The sequence below is a fragment of the Anaerolineales bacterium genome, assembly GCA_019637805.1.
GTDB lineage: Bacteria > Chloroflexota > Anaerolineae > Anaerolineales > UBA11579 > JAMCZK01.
The window spans coordinates 364,842-378,151 of record JAHBVB010000001.1; the positions used below are offsets into that span (position 1 = coordinate 364,842).

Annotated in this window: 11 protein-coding genes; 2 read left to right on the forward strand and 9 right to left on the reverse strand. The window is 63.3% G+C overall.

The window, feature by feature from the left end; all coding sequences use genetic code 11:
• Window positions 1-67 precede the first annotated feature (67 nt).
• The 4 genes from KF885_01695 to KF885_01710 all read right to left on the reverse strand — a co-directional run bounded on the left by KF885_01695 (window position 68) and on the right by KF885_01710 (window position 4,581).
• The gene (locus KF885_01695; GenBank protein ID MBX3047868.1) at window positions 68-637 is read right to left on the reverse strand and encodes an HDIG domain-containing protein; all 570 of its coding nucleotides are present in this window, start codon (window positions 635-637) and stop codon (window positions 68-70) included.
• A 94-nt stretch (window positions 638-731) separates the two neighbouring features.
• Complete coding sequence (locus KF885_01700) at window positions 732-2,567, reverse strand: ABC transporter permease subunit (protein MBX3047869.1); 1,836 nt, start codon at window positions 2,565-2,567, stop codon at window positions 732-734.
• A gap of 4 nt (window positions 2,568-2,571) precedes the next feature.
• Complete coding sequence (phnC, locus tag KF885_01705) at window positions 2,572-3,324, reverse strand: phosphonate ABC transporter ATP-binding protein (GenBank protein MBX3047870.1); 753 nt, start codon at window positions 3,322-3,324, stop codon at window positions 2,572-2,574.
• A 129-nt stretch (window positions 3,325-3,453) separates the two neighbouring features.
• Window positions 3,454-4,581 carry a PhnD/SsuA/transferrin family substrate-binding protein gene (locus KF885_01710; GenBank protein ID MBX3047871.1) on the reverse strand — a complete coding sequence of 376 codons (1,128 nt, stop codon included), beginning with the start codon at window positions 4,579-4,581 and terminating at the stop codon, window positions 3,454-3,456.
• Window positions 4,582-4,715: 134 nt separating this feature from the next.
• Between KF885_01710 and KF885_01715 the strand changes: the two genes are divergently transcribed.
• Both KF885_01715 and KF885_01720 read left to right on the forward strand, forming a co-directional pair.
• Window positions 4,716-6,029, forward strand: coding sequence for a hypothetical protein (locus KF885_01715; GenBank protein ID MBX3047872.1), 1,314 nt, complete (start codon window positions 4,716-4,718; stop codon window positions 6,027-6,029).
• Window positions 6,030-6,043: 14 nt separating this feature from the next.
• Complete coding sequence (locus tag KF885_01720; protein ID MBX3047873.1) at window positions 6,044-6,910, forward strand: hypothetical protein; 867 nt, start codon at window positions 6,044-6,046, stop codon at window positions 6,908-6,910.
• 199 nt (window positions 6,911-7,109) lie between these two features.
• Here KF885_01720 and KF885_01725 read toward each other — a convergent pair whose 3' ends face one another.
• From KF885_01725 to KF885_01745, 5 genes are all read right to left on the reverse strand, one after another.
• Window positions 7,110-7,634, reverse strand: a complete 525-nt coding sequence (locus KF885_01725) for a hypothetical protein (protein ID MBX3047874.1) — start codon at window positions 7,632-7,634, stop codon at window positions 7,110-7,112.
• Window positions 7,635-7,740: 106 nt separating this feature from the next.
• Complete coding sequence (gene coaD, locus KF885_01730) at window positions 7,741-8,268, reverse strand: pantetheine-phosphate adenylyltransferase (protein ID MBX3047875.1); 528 nt, start codon at window positions 8,266-8,268, stop codon at window positions 7,741-7,743.
• Window positions 8,268-10,739 (reverse strand): ATP-dependent DNA helicase RecG, encoded by a 2,472-nt coding sequence (gene recG / locus KF885_01735; protein MBX3047876.1) that lies wholly within the window; start codon window positions 10,737-10,739, stop codon window positions 8,268-8,270. Before recG ends, coaD begins: the two co-directional genes overlap by 1 nt.
• 54 nt (window positions 10,740-10,793) lie before the next feature.
• Window positions 10,794-11,627, reverse strand: a complete 834-nt coding sequence (locus KF885_01740; protein MBX3047877.1) for a DegV family protein — start codon at window positions 11,625-11,627, stop codon at window positions 10,794-10,796.
• On the reverse strand, window positions 11,627-13,306 hold the full coding sequence (locus KF885_01745; GenBank protein MBX3047878.1) for a DAK2 domain-containing protein: 1,680 nt from the start codon (window positions 13,304-13,306) through the stop codon (window positions 11,627-11,629). Before KF885_01745 ends, KF885_01740 begins: the two co-directional genes overlap by 1 nt.
• Window positions 13,307-13,310: the final 4 nt, after the last annotated feature.

Here is a 13,310-nt window from a genome sequence, read left to right on the forward strand (position 1 = left end):
AAGAAGATATATTAATCGCCGCGGGGCGGGGTTTTAATCAAACTTGACAACTTTTCCGGCGGATCCGTCAGGCAGGCTGGCCCTCCAGGCCCAGTTCGGCGGCGTTGGCCTGCATGGCGGCCAGCACATTGCCAGCATGCTCCCAAAGCTCCACGCCAAATTCGCGGGCGCCGTCCTCAATCTCTTCGCGGTTGGCCCCCGCAGCAAAGGCGCGGTCTTTCCATTTGTTCTTGATGGATTTGACCTTTACGTCGGCAATCGCCTTAGAAGGACGCACCAGGGTGACCGCGGTGATCAGCCCGGTAATCTCATCGCAGGCATACAGCGCTTTCTGCAAGCGCGTGGCACGCGGCACGCCGGTGTGGTTGGCGTGGCTGAGCACGGCCTGCACCACCTCCTCAGGGACGCCGCGTTCGCGCAAGATCGGCGCGCCCGCCTGGGGGTGCTGCTCCAGCGTGGGATGCACTTCCCAATCAAAGTCGTGCAGCAGGCCCGCCAGCCCCCAAGTCTCCACATCTTCGCCGTACAGGCCGGCGTAATGGCGCATGGCAGTTTCCACCGCCAACATGTGGCGCACCAAAGCTTCATTCTTGACGAACTCGTGCACGATGTCCAAAGCTTCCTGGCGAGAGGTCATGGCAGTCTTCCTTTGTGAATGGTCGGGGATTCTAACATCCCGCCCCTTGCGGGGCGGGATGTTTGGATGTACGTCAAGCCAAACTCAGCCGCGGCTAGGTATAGCGCTCACGCACCACCGAACTGATGTAGTCCAGCGTGGCCACCACGATGGCAATCGCCACCATCTGCGTGCTGGCGCCGCGGTAGTTAAGCAGGTTGATATTCTGCTGCAGCAGGAAACCGATGCCGCCGCCGCCCACAAAACCGATGATGGTGGACATGCGCACATTGATATCCCAACGGTAGAGTGTGTAAGCGATGTAGGGCGGAATGATCTGCGGGACGACGGCGTAGATGATGGTCTGCAGGCGATTGGCGCCTGTGGCCTGCACCGCCTCCATGGGACCGTCCGCAATGCTCTCGACCTGCTCGGAGTAGAGCTTGGCCAGGCTGACCACAGTATGCAAGGCCAGCGCCATCATGCCGGCGAAGGGGCCAATGCCCACGGCGATCACGAACACGATGGCCATCACCAGGGCCTCGATGGAGCGCAGGGCGTTGAGGATGGTGCGGATCACGAAGTAAAGGGCCGTTCCGACCGGCAGGGTGTCCTTGGGCTGGGTAAGCAGAGCCAGCAGCACGCCGCCGGCAGCGCCGATGGCGGCTGGGATCCAGAGCGTGCTGACCGGATTGCCGATTTGATACAGCCACTCCGCCGCGGCGCCCAGCAAGCCAAAGATCACGGCGCCCACCAGGCCGCCCAGCACGATGTTCATGGTCTTGACCGCGCCACTCGGCAGGCGCTCGGTGGCTTGCTGGCCAATGCGGGCCAGCATGCTGCCCAGCGCCCCACCGCCCAGCAGGGCGGCAATGGTAGGCACCAGCAGGGTCAGGATCTCACCCAGGCGGAACAGGAAATTGCCCAGGAAGGCTACACTAGAGAAGCGAGCCGCCAGCTGGGGGCCTAAATTGCTCATGGCTCCAGCCAGCGCATAGAAGGCGTAAATGCCCAGGGCGATCACGGCAAAAATGACGGCGCCGCGCGTGACCCGCAAAGCCAGTGGCGGATTAACCTCGTCCTCCACCGGGATGGCCCAGCGGATGGCAAAGTTGCCGATGACCGGGATGAGCACCGCGCTGACTAAGGCCAGCGGCAGCACAGTCACATAGGATCGAGTAAAGTCACCGATCCATAAAGTGAACTGATAGGCGAGATAGATGCCGGCGGCCCAACCCAGGATGTTAAGCGCAATGCTGGCGATCGGGCTGCGCACCGGCCGCATCAGGTTGCGGGCGGCGGTAAAGCTGATCGGAATGGCCAGGATGGTACCAATCGTGGTCGCCAACAAAGCCATATAGACCGTTTCCACGATCTTGTCCCAGGTATCACGCGCATTTTGGGTGAAGTAAGGCAAGCCTTCATTCTGGCGCATGCTGACGCGGATGTACTGCACGTCATCGCTTTCGCGGGCCGGCAGGGTGAAGTCCGTAGCGAAGCTGCCTTCCGCATCCGTCTCCACGAAGTTCTGCCCCAGCGATACATTGCTGGCCGGGTCAGTGCCGGGCACGAAACGCAGCGGGCCTTCCGCCCTCGGTGCAAAGTTGAAGCCTTGTACATGGACCACGTCACCGGGGGCGCCGCAGGCCGGCGTCACGGTGATGTAACTATCGCCATCGCCGGGGTCCGCCTGCACTTCAGGGGCGCCGCCAGCCGGGCAGGTGATGTAGATAGGCGCCACGCGGATGTCTTCCACTTGGTCGTATTGGAAGATGTCGGGGCGGAAGATGGCGCGCAGCACGCGCACCAAGCTCTCTTGGCGGCGTTCGCTCTGCAGCTCGCCCAGGTTAACCCGGGTGACCTCAGCGCCATAGGCATAGACCAGTACACCCAGCAAAACGGCCACGCCCAGCGTAATCGACTTCCAAACGTTCGATTTCTTCTCTTTCATGGCCTTAACCTACCCGCTCGGCGTCTTTGCCGTAAATTTCTTTGAACTTGGCGTCGTCGATCTTCTTGGGTTCCCCTTGAAAAACGACTTTGCCCTGGTTAAGCGCCACAACATAATCCGAATAGCGATGCACCAGATCCAAAAAGTGCAGTGAGCAGATCACGGTGACTTTGTCTTCCTGGTTGATCAATTCCAGATACTTCATGATGCTGTGCGCCAGCACCGGGTCCAGGCTGGCCACCGGCTCGTCGGCCAGCAGGATGCTGGGGTCTTGCATCAAGGCCCGGGCGATGCCGACCCGTTGCTGCTGGCCACCGGAGAGTTCGTCGGCGCGCACGTTGGCCTTGTCTGCAATGCCGACGCGCTCGAGTTGTTGAATGGCTTTTTGGATATCTTCTTTGGGGAAATGATTGATCAAACTGAAGGCCGGGTTGAGGTAGCCAAGCCGCCCTGCCAATACATTGGTGAGCACCTTGGAGCGATTGACCAAATTAAAATGCTGGAAGATCATGCCAATCTTGCGGCGCATGCGGCGCATCTCTTCAGGGGAAAGCGAGACTAGGTCGACACCATCCCAGAGGATCTGGCCGCTGGTCGGCTCGATCAGCCGGTTGATGCAGCGCAGCAAGGTCGATTTACCGGAACCGCTAAGGCCGATGACCGCCAGGAACTGGCCGTCTGGGATGTCAAAGCTTACATCGTCGAGGGCAACCACCCCGCTGTCGTAGACCTTGGTCAGGTTTCGAATTTGTAGCATGGCACTCCTGTCTTCAGGCTTTGGGTTGTGGCGATCCTGAGGAATGAAATTATAAAAGGAAAATGAAGGGCGATGGATAACAAAAAGAGCAGGGCAATGCCCTGCTCTTTTTGTTTGTTTGCGTTCGGTTTAGCGGAAATCGTCCAGGGACTGGCCGGTCACAGCCAACAGCTCACGGATGATGTCGTAATCCGCGTCGCTGGCCGGGAAGATGCCGGACCAATCGTAGAAGTCGGGGTTACCGATCGAATCGCCCCAGGCGTCAGTCTCAGCGAAAGCCAGCAGAGCGGCTTCGATCTGAGCGCGCAGGTCAGCCGGGAACTCAGGACCGAAGGACAGCGTGTCATTCGGGATCTCGTCAGACAGACCCAGGATGCGAACCTGCTGAGCGACGTCCGGAGCCTCGGTGCGGATGTTGGCGCGAGCGTCAGCAATGCGCCAGCCTTCGCAGACCAGGCGGCTGCCGTCTTCATTGGGACCGCAGGCGTCCAGCACGTCGGTGGGGACATCGTACATGTCCGGGGTCACGCGGCCAGCCAGCCAGTCATCATAGGACCAGGCGGGGTTGCCATCCGGGTCGAGCGGCACGGAGTAGAAGGTGGTGCCGAAGTCGACCGAGCCGTTGTACACAGCCTGAGCAGCCTGGTTGTGTCCACCAGTCTCAGTGGCCTCACCCGGGGTCACACCCAAACCATTCAGAGTAACCAGGGGGAAGAGGTAGCCAGAGGTGGAAGTCAGGGTGCCGTAGCCCCAGGAAGCGCCATCCAGGTCTTCCAGGCTCTGGAATTCGCTGTCGCGAGCGACCAGGAACTGGGCCCAGTAGACCGGGAAGCCGAAGCGGACGGCCTTGAAGGCCACGTCCACACCGCACAGGTCATTGGCGATGGCATAACCCAGGGCGGGGATGAAGCCCATGGTGTTGTCCGGGGAGGCGCACATCTCTTCGATGGTGGCCGCATAGGAAGTGGGCACAGACACTTCAAACTTCAGGCCGGTGGCCTCTTCCAAAGCCGCAGCCATCACCTCACCGCCGGTCACAATCACGGTGGTGTCCACAGACGGCACGAACAACACCTTGATCGGGTTGTCTTCGGTACCAATGTTGTGGGTGGGTTCAGCGGGGACTTCTTCTACGGGGGCTTCTTCAACAGGTGCTTCGGGAGCGGGGGTTTCCGCGACAGGGGCGGGACCGCATGCGCTCAGCAAAATGGCAGCCAGGGCCAGCAAGCTAAGCAAAAGGGTGAGGCGATTGCGCATAGGAGCTTCTCCTTTGGATTATTTGGCGCTGGGAACCCAGCACTAATTGAAATGATACTTGATATTCGTCCTACGAGTACCTTAAAAACTTGTTTGCCCAGGGGAAAACGGGGTTTTCTCCGTACAATCAGGGCGTGTTAACCGCTTTTCTAGACCGTTTGCCGGATATGGCCGCAAGAAACCAGGACGGCATGCGCTCCAGCGACTTCACCCTGGAGCGCATGCATGCGCTGCTGGTCGCCCTGGGGCATCCCGAACTCGGGCTGCGCGGTGTGCACATCGCCGGCACGCACGGCAAGGGATCCGTGGCGGTGCTGTGTGCGGCGGCGCTGCAAGCGGCCGGCTACCGTGTGGGGCTGTTCACTTCGCCCCATGCGGCGGGCGCGCTGGCGGGCATCCAACTGAACGGCACAGTAGCGACCCTACCCGAACTGGAAGCTACCTTCGCCGGGATGCAGTCCGCCCTGGGCAGCCGGGCGGACTGGACCCACTTTGAGGTGGTTACGGCCCTGGCCTACGCGCACTTCGCCCGCCAGGAGGTGGACGCGGCGGTGATCGAAGCCGGACTGGGCGGACGGCTGGATGCGACCAACGCCTGGACGCCCAGCGTGAGCGTGATCACCCCGGTGGACTACGACCACACCAGCATTCTGGGCAGCCAGCTGGCGCAGATCGCGGCTGAGAAGGCCGGCATCATCAAGCCGGGTGTGCCGGTGGTGCTGGCCGGGCAGGCGGCCGAGGCGCGGCGCGTGCTGCGCCAAGCCGCGGCAGAGCAGGCGGCGCTGCTGGTGGAAATTGGCGAACAATGGGGCTACCGCACCGGGGAGCACAGCCTGGCCGGGCAGCAGTTGTGGGTCTGGTCACAAGAGCAGCCCGAAGAGCCTATCCCGCTGCAGATCGGCCTGCTGGGCCGCCACCAGGCGGGCAATGCGGCCACGGCCTACGCCGCCCTGCACACGCTGCAGGCCGCCAGCGGCCTAAGCGTACCGCGGGCCGCGGTGCAGGCCGGCTTTTCCGCAGCACGCTGGCCGGGTCGCTTCGAGCTATTGCAGGATGAACCCGCCGTGGTGCTGGACGCAGCCCACTCCCCCGGGGCCGCCCAGGCCCTGCGGCAGGCGCTGGACGATTATTTTCCCGGGCAGGAGCTCGTGCTGGTACTGGGCGTCTCGGCAGACAAAGACCTGGCCGGGCTGCTGGCCCCGCTGCAAGAGCGCAGCGCGGCGGCCATCGCCACACAGTCTGGGCACGCCCGCGCTATGCCGACCGGGGCGCTGGCCGCCCGCCTGCAGCAGGCCGGGCTCACCACCTGGGCCGAACCGGACCCGCAGCAAGCCCTGCGCGCCGCGCTGAGCGCAGTGCGGCCCGGGCAGCTGGTGTTGGTCTGCGGCTCCGTCTTCCTGGTGGACCAAATCCGGCAGTTCCACCGCGCCGCAAAAGGCGCGGCATAGGTCATAATTTTGGCATGATCAAAGCCCTTTCTATTTCTGCCCTGCTCTTCCTTATATTGGCAGCTTGCGCCCCGGCGCCAGCTGCCCCACCGACCAGCACAGAGATTGCGCTGCCGCCCCTGCCCACGCTGGACGGCACGATCCCGCCGGTGGAGCCCAGCGCGGTGCCGACCGGGCCGGAAAGCGCCCTGGAAGCTATATTGCTGGCCCTGCCCGGCGCGGGATCCCGGCTGACCTCGCCAATCAGCGTGCAGGGTCAATCCCGCCCGACTTTCGAACAAAATTTGGTGATCGCCGTTTACAGCCAGGAAGGCGAAGAGCTGGCCCTGCAGCCCACCACGATCCAGGCGCCGATGGGCGAGCCGGGCGGCTTCAGTGCCGAAATCGCCTTTCTGGTCACCAGCGAGCAGCCCGGCCGCATCTCGGTCTTTGAAACCAGCGCGCTGGACGGCGGCATTGTTCACCTGTCCAGCGCAGAAGTGACCCTGCTGCCCGGCGGCGAAGCCCAGGTCATTCCGGCGGAATTCCACTTCGAGGTGATCAACATCACCGCGCCGGCTGCGTTAGCCCAGGTCAGCGGCGGGCAGATCGAAGTCAGCGGCTTCTCGGACTATTTCTTTGAATCCAACCTGGGCCTGGCGCTGTGCGGCCCCGGTGGCGAGGGGGCGCCGCATGAGCTGTGCGGCACAGAAGACAATGTGCTGGCGCTGAGCTTCGCCACGATCCAGTCGCCGGATATTGGCCAGCCCGGTCCATTCAGCGGACAGTTGATCTATGCCGTGAGCGAGCCTGGGCCAGCCCGGATCGTAGTGTATGCCCAGTCGGCGCGCGACGGCGGCCTGCTGCATCTGAGCAGCATTCCGATCACGCTGGTGCCGTAGGCAGTTGTTAGCGATTAGCGGCTAGCTTATCGTCATTGCGAGGAGCGAAGCGGCACAGCCAGCAAAGCGACGAAGCAATCTCGGCTGCTCACCGCCTCGGAGATTGCTTCGTCGCACTTGCCAAGCAAGTACTCCTCGCAATGACGATTTGTGAAACAAAAAAGCGGCGGGCTTGTGCCCGCCGCTTTGGCTTGTTAGGTCAGCCGGAAGAGCCTTCGCCGCCCTCACCCGCTTCGTAGGGCTGCGGCTGAGCGGCCGAAGCCTGGCCGCGGCGCTCCTCCTGCTGGTGGATCACGGCGCGGATGCCGTTGCGCACCTGGTTGAGCACGCGCTCCAGTTCCATTTCCAGGTTGGTGAGCACTTCGACCACGTAGTCGTCGGCCTCCTGGCGGGTGGCCTCGGCGTCCAGCTGGGCCTGGTGCAAGACCTCTCGGGCGCGGCCTTCCGCGGTGGCCACGATCGAGTCGCGCTCCACCAGGCCTTGGCTCTTCTCCTTGGCCAGCTGCAGGGTACGCTGGGCTTCCTCGGCGGCCTGGGCCAGGGTGCGGTCGCGTTCGGCGATCAGCTTCTGGGCCTTCTTGACCTCGTCCGGGATGGCCACGCGCATCTGGTCGATGAGATCGAGCATTTTGTCCTCATCCACCACCACGTTATTGGTCAGTGGAATGGGACGGCTCTGATTAAAGAGCTCCTCGAGACGGTCTACTAGCTGTAGGATATCCATAATTTAAAGTCTTTCAGTGCAAGAAAAATACCAGGTAGGCAGATTTCCAGCAATTACAAAGCTTATACATAAACCGCCCCACAGTCAACTCGCTGCACCGGGCAATCTAATCGCGCGGCGGGCTGGGCTCAAACTCAGCTTCGCCGTTTTTCTTGATGTCGGCAAAACGCTTGTTCAGCGCTTTATTGACGTGTGGAGGGACCATGCTGCTGACATCGCCGCCCAGCGAGGCGATCTCGCGCACGGTGGTGGAGGAGAGAAAGGAATGTTCTTTGCTGGTGATCAGCGAAACCGTCTCAATGCTGGGGGCCAGCTGGCGGTTGGCCAGGGCCATGCGGAACTCGTATTCGAAGTCGGAGAGTGCCCGCAGGCCGCGCACAATCACCTGGGCATCGATCTGGCGGGCAAATTCCACAGTCAGCCCGTGGTAGGTGACCACTTTGATCTTGGGCTCCGTTTTAAAGGCGCCTTGCACCAGTTCGACGCGGGTTTCGGTGGGGAAAAGCAGGTTCTTCTGCGGGGTGGAATAGACCGCCACCACGACCTGATCAAAGATCTGGGCAGCGCGCAGGGCAATATCGATGTGGCCATTGTGAATGGGATCGAAACTGGCCGGGAACAGGGCTCGAATCATTAACTAAGGTCTCCCTTGCCGTCACTAAGGTAATGGTTTACTGCCACAGCCAAGGCCAGGTGAGCCGGCTGGCTCAGGTGTGGGTCGGCCGCCAACAGTTCTTCGGCATGGCGGCGGGCCTTGTCGATCAGCCGGGCGTCGCTAAGCGAGGCCAGGCGGAAGTCCAAAAAGCCGGATTGCTGCTTGCCCAGGAACTGGCCGGGGCCGCGCTGCTCCAAATCCTTTTGTGCAAGCATAAAGCCGTCATTGCTTTCCAGCAAGGCCTTGAGGCGCTCATTTTCAGCGCCGTGGCTGGCATTGGGCACCAGGATGCAATAGGATTGCTCGCCGCCGCGGCCCACCCGGCCGCGCAGCTGGTGCAGCTGCGCCAGGCCGAAGCGGTCCGCCCCTTCGATGAGCATCACCGTGGCGTTGGGCACGTCCACGCCCACTTCGACCACGGTGGTGCTGACCAGCACCTGCACCCGGCCATCGCGCAGGGCGCTCATGGCCTTGTCCTTCTCCTCGGCGGACATGCGCCCGTGCAGCAGGCCCAGTTTTAACTCCGGGAAGACCTCCGCCTGCAGGCGTTTTTGCTCTTCCACGGCGGCCTTGCGCTCGTCGGTTTCGCCGTCCTCCCCCTCTTCGCCGTCGATCAGCGGATAGACGATGAAAGCCTGCCGCCCGGCTTGCACTTCGCGGCGGATGAGGTCATACGCCCGGCGGCGCTCGCCCGGCAGCATCAGCTGGGTGTTCACTTCGCGGCGGCCGGGCGGCAGCTCGGCGATGACGCTTAGGTCCAGGTCGCCGTAGAGGGTCAGCGAGAGCGAGCGCGGGATGGGCGTGGCGGTCATCACCAGCAGGTGCGGATTGCTGCCCTTGGCGCGCAGCTTGGCGCGCTGGCCCACGCCGAAGCGATGCTGCTCGTCGATCACGATCAGTTCGAGTTGGGCAAACAAGATCGGGTCCTGGATCAGGGCCTGGGTGCCGACCACCAGCTTGATGCTGCCGTCCTGCAGCCCGGCGCGGATCTGCTGCTTTTCGCTCTCTGGCGTGGCGCCGATGATCAGGCGCACTTCGTCCGCCGCCAGGCCGCCTGGGCGCACCAACAGACGCTGCAGGGTCAGGTAGTGCTGCTCGGCCAGGATGCTGGTCGGCGCCATGATGGCGGCCTGGGCGCCCTGGGCGGCCACCAGGGCCATGCACAGGGCGGCCACCACGGTCTTGCCGGAGCCGACATCGCCCTGCAGCAGGCGGTTCATCGGCCGGCCGGAGGCCATGTCCTTGAACAGGTCATCCAGCGCGGCCTGCTGGTCGCCGGTGAGGGCAAAGGGCAGACCCTCGGTTTGTGCGGGCAGCCAGCCCGCCGGCACAGAGAAACGCCGGGCGCTTTGGCCCTGCCAGGCGGCTTTCTGCAGCAGTACGGCCAGCTGCATCAGCAGCAGTTCATCGAAGGCGATGCGGGTGCGGGCGGCGCGCAGCTGCTCCGGCGCATCGGGAAAGTGCACTTGCAGCAAAGCTTCCGGCAGCGGGCGCACCTCGGCGGCGGCCACCAGTTCGGGCGGCAGCGGGTCAGGCACGCGCGGCGCCCAGTAGCTGACCACGCGCTTCATCACACCGCGCAGCCAGCGCTGCCCCAGGTCGGCCGCCAACGGGTAGACCGGCACGATGCGGTTGGTGTGCAGCTGCTCCTTGTCGGCCAGTTCCCACTCCGGGTTGCTCATCGTCAGGCGGCCCAGGTACTGGTCCACCTGGCCGGAGAGCACCACCTGGCTGCCCACGCTGAGGTTGCGCTGCATCCACGGCTGGTTGAACCAGCTGACGCGCAGGGCGGCGGTGCCATCGTCCACCAGGGCCTCAACAATCGAGCGCCGCCCGCCCTTGACCGGACGATTGGCGATCGATCTGACCGTGCCCATGACGGTGACGTGCTGGCCGTAGAGCAGGCTGACCATGTCGCTGAGCTGGCTGTAATCGTCATAACGACGGGGGAAGTGATAGAGCATATCGCCTAGGGTGTACAGGCCCAGCTTCTCCAGACGCTGGGCATTGACCGCCCCCACCCCGTACAGCACGGTGGTGGGCGCATCCAGGGCGGCGGGCTCGCCCTTGATGCGGGCGCGGGCCGGCGCCGGGCGGCGGCGCGGTGCGGTTAGGGTCTTGGGGGCGGCTGGGGGTTTGGCGGGCTTTTCGGGTTTGGCCACCCGCCGGGCCGGGATGCGTTCCGAACTGGGCGGCAAGCCCAACTCGGCCTCCACGCGCCGCCAAGTGTCGATCAGCGCCGCCTGGCGCTCTTGCGGGCTGTATTGGGCGTAATTGTGCAGGCGGGTTTGGATGGCCTCCAGCAGGGCATCGCCGATGCCTTCGGCGCGCGCCTCGGCCTGCCAGGCATGCAGCATGGTGCCGAGGCCGCCCATTACGGCGCGGTTGTCGTAGCCACGCTCAGCTTCAAGCCGGAAGAACTTCTTCAGCTTGAGAATCGACGCCTTCATCCAACGATTGTATCAAGGGGTGCTGTCGGCAAAAACTGACCTAGCCAGCTCTGGCTAGCGTTCCAGGGCGAAAATGCCCAGGCTGTGCGGGCCAACAAAGCTGGCCACGGGGGCATTGACGGTTTGTTCGCTGATCGAGAGCGCGCCGCGCTCTTCCAGCAGGCGTTCGCGCAGGGCGCGAGTTTCCTGGTCAAAGGCGGGCACGCCTTGCATGATGGCGACATGTTCCAGGTCGTCAAACTCCGAGAGAAATTCGTGCAACGCATCCACCAGGTGGCGGGCATTGCGCGTTTTCTGCGAGGGCATCAGCTCGCCCTCCTCCAGTGTGTAGACCTGGGTGATCTTCAAGTATTCGCCCACCATGGCCTGCGAAGGGTTAACCAGGCCGCTGCGCTGCAAATAGCTCAGACCGGGGATGCACAGCAAGCCATAGATGCGGGCGGACAGGTTGCGGGTGTGCAGGTCCAGATCGGCCAGGCTGAGGCCGCCCTCCGCAGCCTCGGCGGCGGCCTGCACCAACAGACCCAGGCCCAGGCCCAGCGTGCCGCTGTCGATCACGCGCACCGGCAGGCTGCCGTGCAGACTGGCCGCGGCGCGGGCGGCCACGGGGGCCAGACCGCCAAAGCGCTCGGCATGCACGATCATCAGGACGCCGTCGTAATGCGCGCCCAGTTTGCGGAAAAACGCTTCGAGCTCTGCGGCGCTGGGCGTGGCCAACTGCAGGGCCGCCTGGCTCTTGAGCGAGAGGGGGAAATCGCTGGCCTTGAGCCGCTCTGCGCCGTTCTCGCCTTGCCAGGCGGCGGGCAGGAGATGCACACGGTTTCGTCCTGCGAAGACAGGGTTGGGAAACAGGGTTGTGCTGTCGCTAACTACACAGACCGAAGTCATTATTCCAGCGAGAAGATGAACTGGTAATGCGGTTGGCCGCCAGCTTGCACTTCCACTTCCAATTCCGGGTAGGTGGTGCGGATCTTGTCCGCCATGCTCTCGGCGTCCGCCAGGCTCAGGTCTTCGCCGTAATACATGACCAGGATCTCGGCAGTGTCAGCTTGCATCTTGCCCAGCAGCTGCAGGCAGGCCGTGTCCAGGTCGCCGGCCGAGATGGCCAGCTTGCCGTTGTGCAGGCCAATGATCTCGCCGATGCGCACCTTCACGCCGTCAATCTCGGCGTCGCGGCTGGCGGTGGTGATCTCGCCGGTCTGCACTTCGGCCATGGCGCTCTGCATCTGCTTGACCACCGCATCCAGCTCGCCGTCCGGGTTGTGGCGCAGCACGGCAGCCAGGCCTTCCGGCAGGCTGCGGCTGGGCACCACCACGGCCTGTTTGACGGTGACCTCGGTGGCGGCCTTGGCCGCCATCAGGATATTCTTGTTGTTGGGCAGAATGATGACCTTGTCACCGGGCAGGTTCTCGAAGGCGGCCAGCAGGTCAGCCGTGCTGGGGTTCATGGTTTGGCCGCCCTGCACAATCGCAGAAGCGCCCAACTCGGCAAACTGCTGGGCAAAGCCGGCCCCGGGAGCCACAACCACCAGGGCGATCTGCCCGGGCTGGACCGGGGTGAGCTTAAGGCCGGCTTTGCCGCTGATCTCGTCCATCTGCGCCATCAGGTTCTCGATGGCGACATTGGTGACGGTGCCGAGACCCAGCGTATAGTTGATCGGGTCGTAGAGCTTGTCGGTGGGGACATGGATGTGCATGCGGTACATGCCCTCACCCTCGCCCACCTGGATGGAAGTGCCCATCTTCTCCAGCTCGCCGTAAAAGGAGGGTAGATCCAGTTCGCCGTTGGGGCGGAAGTCCACCACGACTTCGTAGTCCTGGCCTTCTTCCACCGCTTCCAGGCTGCTCTCCAGGTTCATGGCCGAGATGGGGGCCACATGCGTCTCGGCGGTGTGCAACTGCTGGCCTTCCACCCAGCGCAGCATGCCTTCCATCAGCAAGCTGAGGCCCTTGCCGCCAGAATCGACCACACCGGCTTCTTTGAGGATGGGCAGAAACTCCGGCGTACGCTGCACAGATACTTTGGAAGCTTCGAGCACACGGCGCAGCAACATGATCGGGTCGTCGCCCGCCGCGGCGCCTTCTTCAGCGGACACAGCCATGTCTTTGATCACGGTCAGGATGGTGCCTTCCACCGGGCGCACCACGCCTTTGTAGGCCGTGTCGCGGGCGGAAACGAAGGCCGCCGCCAGGTCTTCAGAGGTCAGGTGAGTTTTGCCTTGCACCGAGCGGGCGAAGCCGCGCCAAATTTGCGAGAGGATCACGCCGGAGTTGCCGCGGGCGCCCATCAAGGCGCCTTGCGCCAGGGCGTTGAGCATCTCATCCGCCTTGTCCGCGTGGGTCTTGTCCATTTCCTCCACGGCGGACTTCATCGTCAGCGTCATGTTGGTGCCGGTGTCACCATCCGGCACGGGGAAGACGTTGAGGGCGTTGACCGTTTGCTTGTTGGCCTCCAGCCAGGAATAGCCTGCCTGGGCCAGGCGCTTCACCGCCATGCCGTTGACAGGGAATTGCTGCAGGGCAACAATCCGGGTTTCGCGAACTTGGGTTTTTTCAGCTGAGGTCATATGT

Coding starts and splice junctions, on each gene's coding strand:
- KF885_01725 (MBX3047874.1), bottom strand. CDS start 7,634: ATGGATATCCTACAGCTAGTAGACCGTCTCGAGGAGCTCTTTAATCAG.
- recG (MBX3047876.1), bottom strand. CDS start 10,739: ATGAAGGCGTCGATTCTCAAGCTGAAGAAGTTCTTCCGGCTTGAAGCT.
- KF885_01720 (MBX3047873.1), top strand. CDS start 6,044: ATGATCAAAGCCCTTTCTATTTCTGCCCTGCTCTTCCTTATATTGGCA.
- KF885_01710 (MBX3047871.1), bottom strand. CDS start 4,581: ATGCGCAATCGCCTCACCCTTTTGCTTAGCTTGCTGGCCCTGGCTGCC.
- KF885_01700 (MBX3047869.1), bottom strand. CDS start 2,567: ATGAAAGAGAAGAAATCGAACGTTTGGAAGTCGATTACGCTGGGCGTG.
- KF885_01740 (MBX3047877.1), bottom strand. CDS start 11,627: ATGACTTCGGTCTGTGTAGTTAGCGACAGCACAACCCTGTTTCCCAAC.
- KF885_01695 (MBX3047868.1), bottom strand. CDS start 637: ATGACCTCTCGCCAGGAAGCTTTGGACATCGTGCACGAGTTCGTCAAG.
- KF885_01745 (MBX3047878.1), bottom strand. CDS start 13,306: ATGACCTCAGCTGAAAAAACCCAAGTTCGCGAAACCCGGATTGTTGCC.
- phnC (MBX3047870.1), bottom strand. CDS start 3,324: ATGCTACAAATTCGAAACCTGACCAAGGTCTACGACAGCGGGGTGGTT.
- coaD (MBX3047875.1), bottom strand. CDS start 8,268: ATGATTCGAGCCCTGTTCCCGGCCAGTTTCGATCCCATTCACAATGGC.